We start from the raw sequence: 14,932 nt of genomic DNA, 5'->3' as shown, positions 1-14,932 counted from the left end.
ACGATCGCGGAACTCCCCCTTACGCCGCCTTGCCTTTGGCGTCCTGGATCGCACGCCACACCCGCTCCGGGGTCAGCGGCATGTCGATGTGCTTGATGCCGTAGTCGGAGAGGGCGTCGAGTACCGCGTTCACCACCGTCGACAGGCTGCCGGCGCAGCCGGCTTCGCCGCAGCCCTTGCTGCCGAGCGGATTGGTCGTGGCCGGCACAGGGTGATCGCCGACGGTCATGTTCGGAACGTCCTCCGCGCGCGGCAGCGCGTAGTCCATCAGCGAGCCCGTGATCGGCTGGCCGCTCTCGTCGTAGCGGACATGCTCCATCAGCGCCTGGCCGATGCCCTGGACCACGCCGCCATGAAGCTGGCCCGCGACCAGCAACGGGTTGATCACCGTGCCGAAATCGTTGACCGCGCTGTAGCGCACGATCTGCACCACACCGGTATCGGGATCGATCTCGACCTCGGCGACGTGGCAGCCGTTCGGGAACGCCGAGGGCACCGGTTCGCTGGTATGGTCGACGTCGAGGCTGTCAGGCACGCCGTCCGGCACCTTGCCGTCATGCAGCTTCCTGGCGAGCTCCATGATGTCGATGCTGCGATCGGTGCCGGTAATGGTGAAGCTGCCGTCGGCGAACTCGATGTCGGCCTCTGAGGCCTCCAGCATGTGCGCGGCGGCGCGCTTGCCCTTCTCGATGACGAGCTTGGCGGCACCCACGATCGCCATGCCGCTCGCCGTGATCGAGCGCGAACCGCCGGTGCCGTTGCCGGTGTGGACGATGTCGCTGTCGCCCTGCACCAGCTTGACGCTGTCGAAGGGGACGCCGAGCTGCTCGCACAGCACCTGCGCGAACGGCGTGGCATGGCCCTGGCCGTAATCGAGCGTACCGGTGATCAGCTGCACGCTGCCATCGGCATCGAACACGATCTTGCCGAGTTCGGGGCTCGGCGGCGCGGTGACCTCGAGATAGGAGCCGACGGCGATGCCGCGCAGCTTGCCGGCCTTCCTGCTCTCCTTCTTGCGCTTGGCGAAGTTCTCATGGTCGGAGATTTCGAGCGCCTTGTTGAACACCGCCTGGAAGTCGCCGCTGTCATAGGTGACGCCGGAGGAGGCCGGGAACGGCATCTGGTTCGACTTGATGAAATTGCGCTTGCGCAAGGTCAGCCGGTTGATGCCCATCTCGTCGGCGGCGCGGTCGATCAGCCGCTCCATGTAGTAGTTCGCCTCGGGCCGGCCGGCGCCGCGATAGGCGCCCATCAGCGTGGTGTTGGTGAGCACCGTCTTGATGTCGACGGCCATCAGCGGCGTGCGGTAGACGCTCGAAAAGTTCTTGCCGGTGTTGAGCGATAGCGGCCCCGGCGCGACGCCGGTGATGTAGGCACCGAGATTGCCGTAGCCCTCAAGCTTTGCCGCGAGGAAATGTCCTTCGGCGTCGAGCGCCAGCTCGGCATGGATTTTCTGCGCACGGCCGTGGCTGTCGGAGAGGAAGCTGGTGGAGCGTTCGTCCAGCCACTTCACCGGGCGACCGAGCTCCTTGGCGGCGTACAGGATGCACATGTATTCGGGGTAATTGACGTTCTTCATGCCGAAGGAGCCGCCGACATTGGCGGTGAGGACCCGCACCTTCTCGTTCGGCACCTTCAGGTTCTTGGCGAGGTTGGCGCGGTTGCCCGCGACGCCCTGCGTCGGCATCTGGATGGTGTAGCGCTCGGTCTTCTTGTCGTAGGAGGCGAGCCCCACGCGCGGCTCCATCGAGACGACGGCGACGCGGGTGTTCTCGATGTCGACCTTGGTGACGTGGGCGGCACTGGCGAAGGCCGCGTTCACCTTGTCGATGTCGCCATAGTGGTAGTCGAGCGCGACATTGTTCGGGATGTGGTCATAGAGCAGCGGCGCACCGGGCCTGGCGGCTTCCTCGGGATCGGTCACCGCCGGCAGCGGCTCGATATCGAGCTCGACGGCTTCGGCGGCGTCGCGCGCCTGCGCCAGCGTGTCGGCGACCACGAACGCGACGGGATCGCCGACGAAACGGACCTTGTCGGTCGCCAACGGCTGCCGGTTGGTCTGGAGCAGGGGGGAGCCGTCGCGGCTCTTCAGCGGCAGGCCGCAGGTGAAGGGGCCATAGCCGGCGGCATCGAGGTCCTTGCCGGTCCACACCCCCAGCACGCCCGGCATCGCCCTGGCGGCGTCGGTACCGATGCCGCGGATGAGCCCATGGGCATGGGTGGAGCGGACGACCACGGCGTGGGCCTGGCCGGGCAGGTTGAAATCGTCGGTGTAGCGGCCCTTGCCGCGCACCAGCGTATCGTCTTCCTTGCGGCGGACCGGCTGCCCGACACCGTATTTTTGCAGTGCAATAGCGTTTTCGAGCGTGGACGATTTGGTGTGTTCTTGCATGGAATTGACCTGAAAAGCCGGCAATCGCGCGTTTTGGGGGCGCCTGGAGGACCGGACCCTTCAAAAATAGCCCACGGTCCCGTTCACGGCAACGCACGAATGGGCATGGTCCCATGTGATGCGTTGTTGCGCAGGCTTGCCGCGCTGCTAATGTTTCAGGCGAAAAAGCAATTCCAGAACGGCCCCATGGGGCCGCGGAAAGACAATTTGTATGAATGACCACACGCGGCTCCGCGACGGCCATGCGCCGCACGGTGGGCTGGAGGGGTCGATGGCGGCGGTGGCGTTGGCCCCCGAACCGGCCGTCGCCGCGCAAGCGCCGGGAACCGGCGTCTATGCGGCGCTGGACCTCGGCACCAACAATTGCAGGCTCCTGATCGCTTGTCCGACCAGCGACGGCTTTCGCGTGGTCGATTCCTTCTCGCGCATCATCCGGCTCGGCGAGGGCGTTTCGGCGACCGGCTGCATCAGCGAGGCCGCGATCGAGCGCGCCGTCGCCGCGCTCAGCATCTGCCGCGACAAGATCAATCTGCGCAAAGCCAAGCGGCTGCGGCTGATTGCGACCGAAGCCTGCCGGGCCGCCTCGAATGCGGAAGGTTTCCGCAGCCGCGTCGCGGCCGAGACCGGCATCGAGCTCGAGGTGATCGACCGCGAGACCGAGGCCTCGCTCGCCGTGCTCGGCTGCGCGCCGCTGGTCGACCCCCGGGGCAGGGGCGCGATCCTGTTCGACATCGGCGGCGGCTCGACCGAGCTGGTGCGGATCGAACGCGATCCGCAAAATCCGGAGCCCCGCATCAAGGCCTGGATGTCGATCCCGCTGGGCGTCGTGACGCTGGCCGAGCATTTCGGCGGCCGCGACGTCACGCCGGAAATCTATGCCGCGATGGAGCAGGAGGTCGCCAACCACGTCGCGCCGTTCGCAGAAGCGCACGGCGGCGATCTCGCCGACATGCACCTGCTCGGCACCTCAGGCACGGTGACGACGCTCGCCGGCATCCATCTCAACCTCGCGCGCTACGACCGCCGCCGCATCGACAGCATCTGGATGAACGATTCCGACATCACCGCGACCATCAACAAGCTGCTCGGCATGAGCTACGAGGAGCGCGCCAACAACAGCTGCATCAGCGTCGAGCGCGCCGATCTCGTGCTGGCCGGCTGCGCCATCCTCGATGCTATCCGCCGCGCCTTTCCTCTGCCGCGCCTGCGCGTCGCCGACCGGGGCCTGCGTGAAGGCATGCTGGTCGAGATGATGCGCGAGGACGGCGCACTCAGGAGCTGGTGAGATGGCCAAGGACACCACCGGCCGCTTGCACGTCCAGGTCAAGACCGGCGGCAAGCGCAAATTGTCGTCGAAGCTGTGGCTGGAGCGGCAGCTCAACGATCCCTATGTGGTCAAGGCGAAGGCCCTCGGCTATCGTTCGCGTGCGGCGTTCAAGCTGCTCGAGATCGACGAGAAATACCGCCTGCTGAAACACGGCATGGCCGTGGTCGATCTCGGCGCCGCGCCGGGCGGCTGGAGCCAGATCGCCGCCAAGCGCGTCGGCTCGGTCGACGGCAAGGGCAAGGTCGTCGCGATCGACCTGTTGGACATGCCCGAGATCGCCGGCGTCGACTTCGCGCAGCTCGACTTCATGGACAACGACGCACCCGCGAAGCTCACTGCGATGCTCGGGGGCGGCGCCGACATCGTGATGTCCGACATGGCCGCCAACACCACCGGCCACCGCAAGACCGACCAGCTCCGCATCGTCGGCCTGATCGAGACGGCGGCCGCGTTCGCCTGCGACGTGCTGAAACCGGGCGGGGCATTCCTGGCCAAGACGTTCCAGAGCGGCGCCGATGCTGATCTGCTCGCCCAGCTCAAGCGCGATTTCGCGACGGTGCGGCATGTGAAGCCGGCTGCGAGCCGACAGGATTCGTCGGAGCGTTATGTGCTGGCGACGGGGTTTCGCGGCGGGCAGCCGGTCCCGGACTGACGTGTCACGCTCACATCAACATAGCATTCACATCGATAACATCTTGGGCTGATAGATTCATCATCTGCAATTTCAGCGGGTGAGATCAATCCAATGCAGTGCCTACCCCCGCTGCAATCCCACACGATGTCCAATGCCGAAGACCCGACTTTGTCTTACCCCTACCAGCTCGATGCGCGCCGTCTGCCCAGGCAGCTCTTGCCGGTTTAGAAGGTCTTCTCGCAGGCGATTGTGAACATCAGAAACGAACTCGCCGCCAACCAGAGCTATAACGGCAAGACGCTGGAAATGGCCGGGCCGGCCCTGGTCGGACTGAGCTTCAACTATTATCCGGGGGAGAATCTTCCGACGCTGGAGGAAGTCTTCCTCGACCAGACCTTCAATCCGCTGGCAGACACTTACTTGGCAAAATTCAACGCGCGGCTCGATCGCTTCTCGTTCCACTATTACGGCTCGACAGACGGCACCGGCGGTTTCGCGTTCTTCGACAATCTGGTCGACAAGGCCAAGGCCAAGCTGGACGCCTTGAAGATGAACAATGCCAACATGCCCGACGTGAAGCTGTTCCTGTCGGAATGGGGCCCGACGGCTTACGAGGCGACGGACGTCAATTATTCGCACAAGGGGGCGGCCTGGACGGCGGCGTTCCTGTCAGAAGCCGTGAAAAAGAAGATATCGATGGGGTCTTACCTCATTATCGGCGACGGCCAGGGGGATCCGAACATCACGCCTTTCCTCGGCCAGGCCAGCCTGCTGCAGAAGGTGCCGCACGGAGATAGCCCGGCCGACTACTATCCGAAGCCGGTCGCGAACCGATTCAAGATGTACAACAAGATGTCGGGCCAGCGCGTGCAGGCCGCTCTCACCGGCGGGGCGGGCTCCCACCTCAATGCGTTCGCGACCTGGGACGGCGCTAACTCGACCGCGAACATCATGGTCTACAACTATGATCCGACACGTGTCTTCGGCAACAACATTTCGACCGAGACGCCGGAGGGGATTTCGCTCGAGGTCGACAACCTGCCGTTCAGCGACGGCTCGACCGTGACGATTGAGCGCTACCTGATCGATGCGAATACCAGCAATCTCGCGAAGTTCTATTCCGATCCGACCCACCCCGATCCCAACCTGCAGAGGATATTGCTGCAGCGAACGATCAATGGCGGAAAGCTCGTCCTGACGGGCGACGCGCTCGGGCTGGGTGTCGTGCTCTACCGCATATTGCCGCCGACGGTGGTTCCCTAAATTAGTTGAACGCAAACCAGACCTTGGCGACGAATGTCGCGCCGCACCAGTTCGAGACCAGGCCGTCTGGGTTGGTGATCGGATTGGCGCGGCCGCCCGGCCGCGCATTTGGATCGCCTGTAAAGACGAAGCAGTTTTCCTTCGACAGATTGGTGTCGTAGTAGCGCAGGTCGAGGTTGAGCGCCTTGTGCGTGAACGTCACGCCGGCCTGCCAGTTGAGATAGGCAGGCAGCGGGAAACCGCCGAGTTGCGGGGTCTGGTTGCCAAACCAGGAATAGCCGGCGGCGGTGGTGAGCGACACGGTCAGGTTCTGCAGCAGAAACCGCTCCGGCACGTCGAAGCCGACTCCGGCCGCCACATATTGGCTCCAGGCGCCGGTGTTCGAGACGTTCGGAGAATAGGCGTAACCGCCGGCGACGCGGAACTGGTCGCCGATGCGGCGATCGCCGCGGACAACGATCTCCCAATAATTGATGCCGTTGGTCTCGCCAGGAAGTCTTTCACCGGGATAGGCGAAATAGGTCGCCCCAAGATCAAAATCGATCGTGGCGATCTGCGGGCGCATGCCGGCGGCGAAGGTGAGTTCGGCGGCCGGCTGGGTCGGCAGCTTGACGGTGGCGACCGATGTGCCGGCGTAGAGCGGGCCCCATCTCGTCTCGAAGGCGGCGCCGGCCGCGGGGCCATGATCGGACAGCGTGGTCCCGCGATAGATGTAATCGGATGCAATCCCTGCGCGGGCGCTGAATTCGAGCTCGTTGGCAGGCGTTGCGTGGGTGGTGTCGGCCGCCGACCAACCGCGGTTGCCGAGGCCGAGCGCCCCGGCCGAGGATTGGGCCAGCGCCAAACCGCCGGTCATGGGTGCAAGCCACAGTCCGGCCAGCGCGGCAAATGAGGCGCCGCTTGCACCCCGAAATGATGTTTCGTGTCGCCGCAAGTCGATCATCCTCCCAGAGCGACCGCGATGCCAACCAGCGTACTACCGACAGCCACCATCGCAAGTCCCGCCACCGAAGGCCGCAGCCCGCTACGAATCCCGAACACGTAACCGCAACAGAACAGCATCACGATGGCGACGGCGTAGGAGACGCGCAGCGCCAGTCTGGCATCGCTCAGGAACAGGAACGGGATGACCACCGGGAAGGTCGACAGGAAGCTCAGCAGGCAAAGGCCGAGCGCTCCGATCCAGTCGCGCTTCGTCAGCCCTGGACCGGGAGCCGGCTCAGGCAATTGTTGCAACCGTTTCCGCATCGATTCCAACTGCTCTTCGGGCAGCATGGCCGACAATTCCGGCGGCAGCGCGTCGGCAATGACGCGGCGCGCTGCTTCGGGATCCGGCGCCTTCCGTATCGCGCGGAGGGTCAGAACCTTGTCTCCCCGGTCATTGATGCGCGCCAGCAGATAAAGACCGCCGTCGACGATGCCCCAGGCGAGATTGCAGCCGAGTGCGCCGATGAGCATTGTTTGAACATTGATATTGGTCCCGGTCGCGACACCAAGCGAGCAGATGAAGGTAAGGGCCATGATCAGTCCGAACAAAGTCTCCGAGATCCGTTCCATCGGATCAAGTATGCTCCCGAACGGAGTATCCGGTCCCAATAAAGCCATGGCTTGGTCTTCGATCACCGTTTGCTGACGATCTTGGCTGCGCACGCGGGCGAATGCATCGTCTCGGCTCCTGGCCAAGCCCGACCCACACCCGAGCAGGTGTCATCGAGGCTCATGTCCGGCATTCGCTCTTTGAGTTATGTCAAAGGCGCGCGGGCATGAGTGAACTGGGCCGACGCGCCGCGCGGCAGCCGCTTGTGCCCCGCCAGTCCAACGAAGACGATTTTACGACGTCGGGTTCTGACCGGAGCTTTGCTATGGGGTAGACTATCGGAAGGTGCCGGAGGCTGTTGGGCACCAGCGCGTCATCCAGACGCCCTGGTGCTGCTTCGCATGGGGCGCCTTGCGGAGTTTTGGCCGTAGCTGCCGAGGCGATCCGATCTTGCGCGTTTCCCGTCGCCGAATTTGACTTCGTCGCGCCTTAGCCGAGCCTTTGGTCCCGCACGTCCTGCGTATCCTCCGTCGCCGTCTTGACGGCGGCGGTCGCCGCGCTCTTTGCGGCACCCTTGCGGCTGGCGATCTCGACCGCCTTACGGCCGGAAATCTCGTGGCCGGCATCGGCGGGCATCTGCCAGAAGAACCAGCTCGACGCGGCCGAGGTCAGCGCGATCACGACGAAGGCCGGCGCGAACACGGTGGCGTCGATCTCGCTGACATGGTTGAGCCACATCGTCGTTTCCACGCAGGCCGCGCCGACCGCGACGCCGGCGGAGACGGCGAGCTGCTGGTTGACGCTGACCAGCGTGGTGGCGCGGCTCATCTGCGCGGTCTCGACGTCGGCATAGGCCACCGTGTTGATCGCGGTGAACTCCAGCGAGCGGAAGAAGCCGCCGACCACCAGGATCACCATGATGATGAGCAGCGGCGTCGTCACCGTGAACAGCGCGCAGACGCCGAGGAAGAACGCGCTGACGACCGCGTTCACCGTCATCAAGTTGCGGAAGCCGAACGTGCGGATGATGCGCGCGGCCAGCGTCTTCATGCCCATGGCGCCGAGCGAGGAGGCGAAGGTGACGAGGCCGGAATGGAACGGCGACAGCCCGAAGCCGATCTGCATCAACAGCGGCAGCAGGAACGGCAGCGCGCCGATGCCGAGCCGGAACATGAAGCCGCCGAAAACGGCCGCGCGCAGTGTCGGCAGATTCAGTAGCGAAAAGTCCAGCACCGGCGAACCCGTCCGCCGCGCGTGCAGGACATACAATGTCATCGAGATCGCTCCCCCCACGACCAGGGCCGCGACCGTGCTCCAGGGCAGAAGGTTGAGCCCGGCGACGGACAGACCGAACGCGATGCCGGCGAGGCCGACGCCCGCGAGCACCATGCCGTAAAGATCGAACGGTTCCCGCGTCTCGCTCTTGATGGGATCGATGAAGCGCAAGGCCATGAAGATGCCGAGCAGCCCGATCGGAATGTTGATCAGGAAGATCCAGTGCCATGACGCATAGGTCGTGATGAAGCCGCCGAGCGGCGGGCCGATCACGGGACCGATGAGGGCAGGGACCGTCACCCATGCCATGGCGTTGACCAGCGCGCTCTTGTCGACCGAGCGCAGCAGTACCAGGCGTCCGACCGGCGTCATCATCGCCCCGCCCATGCCCTGAAGGATGCGCGCGAATACGAAATCGGTGACGGAGGTCGAGAGTGCGCAGCCGACCGAGCCGACCATGAACACGCCGACCGCGATCGCGAACACCATGCGCGCGCCGAAACGGTCCGCAGTCCAGCCGCTCGCCGGGATGAACACCGCGAGCGACAGCAGATAGGAGGTGATGGCAAGCTTGAGCGTCAGCGGGCTCGTGCCGATGTCGGCCGCGATCGCGGGCAGCGAGGTGGCGATCACCGTCGAATCCATGTTCTCCATGAAGAGAGCGGTGGCCACGATCAGCGGGATGACGCGTTGCTTGTCGACCATGACGGATTGGTAATGAAAATCAGAAGGAAGGGTGGAGTTGCGGCTTATCACCGCCGCTCCGCCGGGACCATTGCGGATCAACGCATAGCACCTAAGTCCTGCGTAACAACGGTGTGACCCTCGCCGGCGGTTGCACGGGCTCCCTCGTCATTCCCCGGCGTGTCCTTTCGCGAGCCCGGAATCCGTCGGGCCCAGAGACCGCTTGGGGGATGGATTCCGGGCTCGCGACTTCGTCGCGCCGGGGAATGACGAGGGGTGGCCGCCACCCGGCCATCCACGCCGAATTTACTAAAAAAGCCTGTGCATGGCTGGCCGGCGGTCCGATTTGCTTTGATTCGTCGCGTGGCCGTGCTATCGACCCGCGTCAACCCCACCGATGGGCTCCGATTCTCCGGCGATGCCGCAAGGCACGCCGAGGGCGGCGCTCATCCATAGCTATTTGCGGCAGGGCCGCAGGAAGGAGTTGGCAGATGGCCACGGTGCAACTTCAAGGCATTCGCGAAGCCTTTACGTTCGACGACGTGCTGTTGAAGCCGGGCCTGTCGGACGTCATGCCGGGCGAGGTCGACATCCGCTCCCGCGTCACCCGCGCCATTCCGCTCAACATCCCGATCATGGCCTCCGCCATGGACACGGTCACCGAAGCCCGCATGGCGATCGCCATGGCGCAGGCCGGCGGCCTCGGCGTCATCCACCGCAATTTCGATCCCGAGGGGCAGGCCGCCCAGGTCCGGCAGGTCAAGCGCTACGAGTCGGGCATGGTGGTGAACCCGCTCACCATCAGCCCCGAGGCCACGCTCGACGATGCGCTCAAGCTGATGAGCGACCACGGCATCTCCGGCATTCCCGTCGTCACCGGTGCGAACAAGAATACGCCCGGCAAGCTGGTCGGCATCCTCACCAACCGCGACGTGCGGTTTGCCACCGACCGCCGGCAAAAAGTCTCCGAACTGATGACGCATGACGGCCTCGTCACGGTCCGCGAGAATGTCAGCCAGGACGAGGCGCGGCGGATGCTGCACCAGCATCGCATCGAGAAGCTGCTCGTGGTCGACGAGCAATATCGCTGCGTCGGCCTGATCACCGTAAAGGACATGGAGAAGGCGGTCGCCCATCCGCTCGCCTGCAAGGATGCGCAGGGCCGCCTGCGCGTCGCCGCTGCCACCACCGTCGGCGACACCGGCTTCGAGCGCACCGAGCGGCTGATCGATGCCGGCGTCGATCTCGTCGTCGTCGACACCGCGCACGGCCACTCCCGCCACGTACTGCATGCGGTCAATCGCATCAAGCGTCTGTCCAACTCCGTGCAGGTCGTTGCCGGCAACGTCGCCACCACCGAGGGCGCGCAGGCGCTGATCGATGCGGGCGCGGACTGCATCAAGGTCGGCATCGGCCCGGGCTCGATCTGCACCACGCGCATCGTCGCCGGCGTCGGCGTTCCCCAGCTCACCGCGATCATGGATGCGGTCGAGGCTGCAAAGAAGTCCGACATTCCCGTCATAGCCGACGGCGGCATCAAGTTCTCCGGCGACCTTGCGAAGGCGCTCGCCGCCGGCGCCGACATCGCCATGGTCGGCTCGCTGCTCGCCGGCACCGACGAGACCCCCGGCGAAGTGTTCTTGTGGCAGGGCCGTTCCTACAAGGCCTATCGTGGCATGGGCTCGGTCGGTGCGATGGCGCGCGGTTCGGCCGATCGCTATTTCCAGCAGGATATCAAGGACACGCTCAAGCTCGTGCCTGAAGGCATCGAGGGCCAGGTGCCCTACAAGGGTCCGGTCGGCAACGTCATGCACCAGCTCGCCGGCGGCTTGCGCGCCGCGATGGGCTATGTCGGCGCAAAGGACATGAAGGACCTGCACGACAAGGCCCAGTTCGTCCGCATCACCGGCGCGGGCCTGCGCGAAAGCCACGTCCACGACGTCACGATCACGCGCGAGAGCCCGAACTATCCGGGCGCGGGTTAGGTACTCCACACACTGCTGTCATGCCCCGGCTTGACCGGGGCATCCAGTACGCCGAGGCGTCTCGGTTCAATCACAGCCGCCTCTGGAATACTGGATCGCCCGCTTTCGCGGACGATGACAGCGAGTATTGGGATTTGCTTCATTCCCACGTTCCTCCTAAATGACTGCAACAAGCAGTCCGGAGGAAGCCATGTCCCAAGCCAAACGCATCGTTCTCGCCGCGCGTCCCGTCGGCGAGCCAAAGCCGTCCGATTTTCGTCTGGAGGAATTCGCAGTCCCGACGCCCGGCGCAGGGGAAGTCCTGTTGCGCACGATCTGGCTCTCGCTCGATCCCTATATGCGCGGGCGCATGAGTGACGGTCCGTCCTACGCAGCACCTGTGCCGGTCGGCGGCGTGATGGAGGGCGAGGCAGTCAGCGAGGTCGCAGCCTCCAACAATCCTGATTTCGCCAAGGGCGACATCGTGCGAGCCCGTACCGGATGGCAGTCGCACGCGATCTCGAACGGCAAGGGCTTGATCAAGGTCGATCCGAAGCTCGGTCCGATCTCGACCTCCATCGGCGTGCTCGGCATGCCCGGCATGACCGCCTATACGGGCCTGCTCGACATCGGCAAGCCGCAGGAAGGCGAGACCGTCGTCGTCGCCGGTGCCTCCGGTGCGGTCGGCTCGGCCGTCGGCCAGATCGCGAAGATCAAGGGCGCGCGTGCAGTCGGCATCGCCGGCGGCAAGGACAAGTGCGACTACGTGGTGAAGGAACTCGGCTTTGATGCCTGCCTCGATCACCGCGAAACCGATTTCGCCGCGAAGCTGAAGTTCGCCTGCCCGAAAGGCATCGACGTCTATTTCGAGAACGTTGGCGGCGCCGTGTTCGAGGCGGTCTTCCCGCTGCTCAATCCGTTCGCGCGCGTGCCTGTCTGCGGCCTGATCGCCCATTACAACGACACCGAGGCCAAGCCGCCGAAATGGGCCGCAGCGATGATGCGCGCGACCCTGACCAAGCGGCTCACCTTCCGCGGCTTCATCGTCTCCGACTTCGCCAACCGCCATGGCGACTTCCTGCGCGACATGTCCGGTTGGGTCCGCGACGGCAAGGTCAAGTACAAGGAGTTCGTCACCGAGGGCCTGGAGAGCGCGCCCAGCGCCTTCATGGGGCTCCTGAAGGGCGCCAATTTCGGCAAGCAGCTCGTGCGGGTCGGGCCGGATAAGGTTTAGCTGCACGGCCTAGTTGCAGGGGCGTCACACCCCGGACATCGATGGTTAACAAAGAGTGACCGATCGGCCACACCTGCCCGCAAAAGCCGCAGGTGTGACCGTCGGTTCATTGACGACTGAGCGAAGGCATTGAATCATCGCGCATATTTTAGGTGCTGCGATGTTAGAGATTGGTATTTTCAGCGTAATCCTTCTGGCTGCCGGCTATTGGGCGACCCTGTTCGTCATGGGCCGTCGAGGCGACGTCATCCATGGCAAGTTCGTCCACGTCGACGAGGAAGGCGAATTCGCGCCAGCCGCGATGCCGGCGCCACCACCGCCATTCCCGAAGCGTCCGGGCAAAGCTGCGCAGCCTGACAAGGTCCAGCCTGCGAAGGCGGAGGCGAGGCCGGTGAACAGCGATGCACTGCAATCGCTGCTGGCTGCGATCCAGCAGGATCTCAAGACCATCGCCTGATCCGCAAGCTCAGACGCTGCCGCGCTCGACCAGGAACAGCTCGACGGCGAGCCGCTGCTTGGCGCGTGGCGTGCCTGATAGCCGCGCCAGAAGCAGTTCGCCTGCGATCCGCCCAACAGCCGCCGCATCGAACGAGATGGTGGTGAGACCGGGCGTGATCTGATCGGCGACGTCGTTGTCGCCGAAGCCGAGCAGCGCCAGATCGCGCGGCACCGAGAGGCCGCGGGCGCGGGCCTCGATCAGCGCGCCGGTCGCAAGCAGATCGTTGGCACAGAACACCGCATCGACGTCGCCGCCGCGTTCGAGCAGAGCGGTGAAGGCGGTGCGGCCGTCGGCCAGGCCCGTGATCTCACCGACGCCGATCTCGTGGACGATATCGAGGCCGAGCTTTGCCGCTGCGTTACGAAAACCGTCGCGGCGCAGTGCGCCACGGCCGCTGCCGCGTCCGATGAAGGCGACGCGGCGATGCCCGGCTTCGGCCAGCCTGCGCGCCGCCATCGCGCCGGCATCCGCATTGGGCAGGCCGACCAGCATGTCGATGGGGTCGCGCGGAAACGCCCAGGTCTCGATCACGGGAATGCCGAGCTCGAGCAGCGCGGCACGATTCTCCTCGAGCTCGATCACGCCGGTGAACATCACTGCTGCGGGGCGGATGCCGCGCAGCGACTGGATCATCGCGACTTCCTTGGCATAGGAGTAGGAGGTCTGCCCGACCAGCACCTCGAAACCCTCAGGCTCCAGCGTCGCGGCGAAGCTGCGCACCGCGAGCCCGAACTGCTGGCTGAGGATGTTGGAGACGAAGGCCATGACCACGTTCGAGCGCCCCGAGCGCAGCGCGCGCGCATGCGGGTTGGAGGCGTAACCGGTCGCCTCGATCACTTCGAGGATGCGCTCGCGGGTCTCGTGGTTGACCTTCTCGGGGTGACGCAACACCCGCGACACCGTGATCGGCGATACCCCGGCGCGCTCCGCGACTTCCTCGATGCGCGGCGGCCGTCCGGTCGCACTGCTGCGGCCGGGCGGCGCTGGAATGCGCACAACGTCGTCGTAACCTGGCTTTGCCCGATCGCTCATCGAATCCTGAGGTTAATCGAAGTCGGTATCGTCTCCAAAACTCAGCGCGCCGGCAGCTCGTCGCGTGACAGCGCGCGGCCGACCTGGACCAGGCAGTCGCCGCTCTGGCTGTCGGTGTGCAGGCGCTGCGAGATCACGATGCCGTCGGCGGGGAAGCGCAGCACCTCTTCCGGCAGCTCCGGGCGCTCGAAGTCATGATACCAGCCGGCGACGTCGCCGGCCGCAACCCGCGCGCCGACCATGACGGCGGGCTCGAACCAGCCGCGACGGGTCGCGAACACCGCCTGCGCATGGCTTTGCAGCGCCAGCAATTCGGTGGCGCGCTCGACCGGCGCGTGAGGGCCCAGCACCGGCGCCTGGACGAGGCCGAGCGCGAGCAGCAGCCGATCGATCGCGCGCGCCGTGAGTGCCATGGTCTGCGGCGTGACGGTGCCGCCGCCGCCGAATTCACCGGAGAGCCCGATCGCGCCGGCGCGTGCCGCCGCGGCCATCGAGGTCGGAGCGGTCGCGCCGTTTTCGGCGACGAAGGCGAAAGGCATCCCCAGCCCCTCCATCAGGCGCAGCGCGTGGCCGAACATCTCGGGCGTGCCCTGCCGCTCAATCAGCGCGCAAGGCACATGCGCCATCGAGGTGCCGCCGGAATGGATGTCGAAGACGACGTCGTGCCGCGGAAACAGCTCGCACTCGAGGAAGTGCGCAAGCCGGAACGTCGGCGTGCCCGCGGCATCGCCGGGGAAGGCGCGGTTGAGGTTGCCCTCGTCGAGCGGCGACCGGCGGCGCGCAGCCATCACGGCCGGCCAATTGGCGAAGGGCAGGATGGTGATCTCGCCTTTGAGGTCCTTTGCATCGAGCCGGCGATACAGCCGCGTCAGCGCGATCTCGCCCTCATATTCGTCGCCGTGATTGCCGGCCATCAAAAGCAGTTTTGGCCCGGCGCCGTTCTTGATCCGGAAGATCGGGATCTTGAGCTGGTAGTAGGGCGAGCGATCGATCGAGAAGGGAATGCCGAGATGGCCGGACCATTTCTGGTCCTTCTCGAAATCGATCTCGTGGAAAAGTCCGGTATGCATGGCTTGCCTCGCGGCCGCGCC

At 65.2% G+C, this 14,932-nt stretch carries 12 protein-coding genes; 6 read left to right on the top strand and 6 right to left on the bottom strand.

Going from position 1 to position 14,932, the window contains the following annotated elements:
• Positions 1-19 precede the first annotated feature (19 nt).
• Positions 20-2,392 carry a xanthine dehydrogenase family protein molybdopterin-binding subunit gene (locus BJ6T_RS28190; RefSeq protein WP_028169789.1) on the bottom strand — a complete coding sequence of 791 codons (2,373 nt, stop codon included), beginning with the start codon at positions 2,390-2,392 and terminating at the stop codon, positions 20-22.
• Between the two features lie 211 nt (positions 2,393-2,603).
• Between BJ6T_RS28190 and BJ6T_RS28185 the strand changes: the two genes are divergently transcribed.
• From BJ6T_RS28185 to BJ6T_RS28175, 3 genes are all read left to right on the top strand, one after another.
• Complete coding sequence (locus BJ6T_RS28185; RefSeq protein ID WP_014495932.1) at positions 2,604-3,677, top strand: Ppx/GppA phosphatase family protein; 1,074 nt, start codon at positions 2,604-2,606, stop codon at positions 3,675-3,677.
• A 1-nt stretch (position 3,678) separates the two neighbouring features.
• Positions 3,679-4,371 (top strand): RlmE family RNA methyltransferase, encoded by a 693-nt coding sequence (locus BJ6T_RS28180; RefSeq protein ID WP_014495931.1) that lies wholly within the window; start codon positions 3,679-3,681, stop codon positions 4,369-4,371.
• 231 nt (positions 4,372-4,602) lie between these two features.
• On the top strand, positions 4,603-5,616 hold the full coding sequence (locus tag BJ6T_RS28175; protein ID WP_014495930.1) for a hypothetical protein: 1,014 nt from the start codon (positions 4,603-4,605) through the stop codon (positions 5,614-5,616).
• Between the two features lies 1 nt (position 5,617).
• Here the strand turns inward: BJ6T_RS28175 and BJ6T_RS28170 are convergent, their stop codons facing one another.
• The 3 genes from BJ6T_RS28170 to BJ6T_RS28160 all read right to left on the bottom strand — a co-directional run bounded on the left by BJ6T_RS28170 (position 5,618) and on the right by BJ6T_RS28160 (position 9,133).
• On the bottom strand, positions 5,618-6,472 hold the full coding sequence (locus BJ6T_RS28170; RefSeq protein ID WP_028169788.1) for a TorF family putative porin: 855 nt from the start codon (positions 6,470-6,472) through the stop codon (positions 5,618-5,620).
• 83 nt (positions 6,473-6,555) lie between these two features.
• On the bottom strand, positions 6,556-7,266 hold the full coding sequence (locus tag BJ6T_RS28165; RefSeq protein WP_141378696.1) for a VIT1/CCC1 transporter family protein: 711 nt from the start codon (positions 7,264-7,266) through the stop codon (positions 6,556-6,558).
• 376 nt (positions 7,267-7,642) lie between these two features.
• The gene (locus tag BJ6T_RS28160) at positions 7,643-9,133 is read right to left on the bottom strand and encodes an MFS transporter (protein ID WP_014495927.1); all 1,491 of its coding nucleotides are present in this window, start codon (positions 9,131-9,133) and stop codon (positions 7,643-7,645) included.
• A 470-nt stretch (positions 9,134-9,603) separates the two neighbouring features.
• Between BJ6T_RS28160 and guaB the strand changes: the two genes are divergently transcribed.
• The 3 genes from guaB (at position 9,604) to BJ6T_RS28145 (ending at position 12,767) form a co-directional block, all read left to right on the top strand.
• Positions 9,604-11,097 (top strand): IMP dehydrogenase, encoded by a 1,494-nt coding sequence (guaB, locus tag BJ6T_RS28155; protein ID WP_028169786.1) that lies wholly within the window; start codon positions 9,604-9,606, stop codon positions 11,095-11,097.
• 190 nt (positions 11,098-11,287) lie between these two features.
• The gene (gene curA, locus BJ6T_RS28150) at positions 11,288-12,310 is read left to right on the top strand and encodes an NADPH-dependent curcumin/dihydrocurcumin reductase (RefSeq protein WP_014495925.1); all 1,023 of its coding nucleotides are present in this window, start codon (positions 11,288-11,290) and stop codon (positions 12,308-12,310) included.
• 160 nt (positions 12,311-12,470) lie between these two features.
• The gene (locus BJ6T_RS28145; protein WP_014495924.1) at positions 12,471-12,767 is read left to right on the top strand and encodes a hypothetical protein; all 297 of its coding nucleotides are present in this window, start codon (positions 12,471-12,473) and stop codon (positions 12,765-12,767) included.
• A gap of 9 nt (positions 12,768-12,776) precedes the next feature.
• On the opposite strand, the gene BJ6T_RS28140 is transcribed toward BJ6T_RS28145, so the two are convergent.
• Positions 12,777-13,841 (bottom strand): LacI family DNA-binding transcriptional regulator, encoded by a 1,065-nt coding sequence (locus BJ6T_RS28140; protein WP_014495923.1) that lies wholly within the window; start codon positions 13,839-13,841, stop codon positions 12,777-12,779.
• A 41-nt stretch (positions 13,842-13,882) separates the two neighbouring features.
• Positions 13,883-14,911: a succinylglutamate desuccinylase/aspartoacylase family protein gene (locus BJ6T_RS28135; RefSeq protein WP_014495922.1), complete on the bottom strand. Its 1,029-nt coding sequence runs from the start codon at positions 14,909-14,911 to the stop codon at positions 13,883-13,885.
• Positions 14,912-14,932: the final 21 nt, after the last annotated feature.

The organism is Bradyrhizobium japonicum USDA 6 (genome assembly GCF_000284375.1).
Lineage (GTDB): Bacteria > Pseudomonadota > Alphaproteobacteria > Rhizobiales > Xanthobacteraceae > Bradyrhizobium > Bradyrhizobium japonicum.
The sequence above is the reverse complement of the archived record's forward strand: the minus strand, read 5'-3'. Positions and strand labels throughout refer to the sequence as shown.

What these genes read in the sequence shown, in the direction of transcription:
- BJ6T_RS28170 (WP_028169788.1), bottom strand. Translation starts at nt 6,472, where the DNA reads ATGACCGGCGGTTTGGCGCTGGCCCAATCCTCGGCCGGGGCGCTCGGC.
- curA (WP_014495925.1), top strand. Translation starts at nt 11,288, where the DNA reads ATGTCCCAAGCCAAACGCATCGTTCTCGCCGCGCGTCCCGTCGGCGAG.
- BJ6T_RS28145 (WP_014495924.1), top strand. Translation starts at nt 12,471, where the DNA reads ATGTTAGAGATTGGTATTTTCAGCGTAATCCTTCTGGCTGCCGGCTAT.
- BJ6T_RS28160 (WP_014495927.1), bottom strand. Translation starts at nt 9,133, where the DNA reads ATGGTCGACAAGCAACGCGTCATCCCGCTGATCGTGGCCACCGCTCTC.
- BJ6T_RS28135 (WP_014495922.1), bottom strand. Translation starts at nt 14,911, where the DNA reads ATGCATACCGGACTTTTCCACGAGATCGATTTCGAGAAGGACCAGAAA.
- guaB (WP_028169786.1), top strand. Translation starts at nt 9,604, where the DNA reads ATGGCCACGGTGCAACTTCAAGGCATTCGCGAAGCCTTTACGTTCGAC.
- BJ6T_RS28140 (WP_014495923.1), bottom strand. Translation starts at nt 13,841, where the DNA reads ATGAGCGATCGGGCAAAGCCAGGTTACGACGACGTTGTGCGCATTCCA.
- BJ6T_RS28190 (WP_028169789.1), bottom strand. Translation starts at nt 2,392, where the DNA reads ATGCAAGAACACACCAAATCGTCCACGCTCGAAAACGCTATTGCACTG.
- BJ6T_RS28185 (WP_014495932.1), top strand. Translation starts at nt 2,604, where the DNA reads ATGAATGACCACACGCGGCTCCGCGACGGCCATGCGCCGCACGGTGGG.
- BJ6T_RS28180 (WP_014495931.1), top strand. Translation starts at nt 3,679, where the DNA reads ATGGCCAAGGACACCACCGGCCGCTTGCACGTCCAGGTCAAGACCGGC.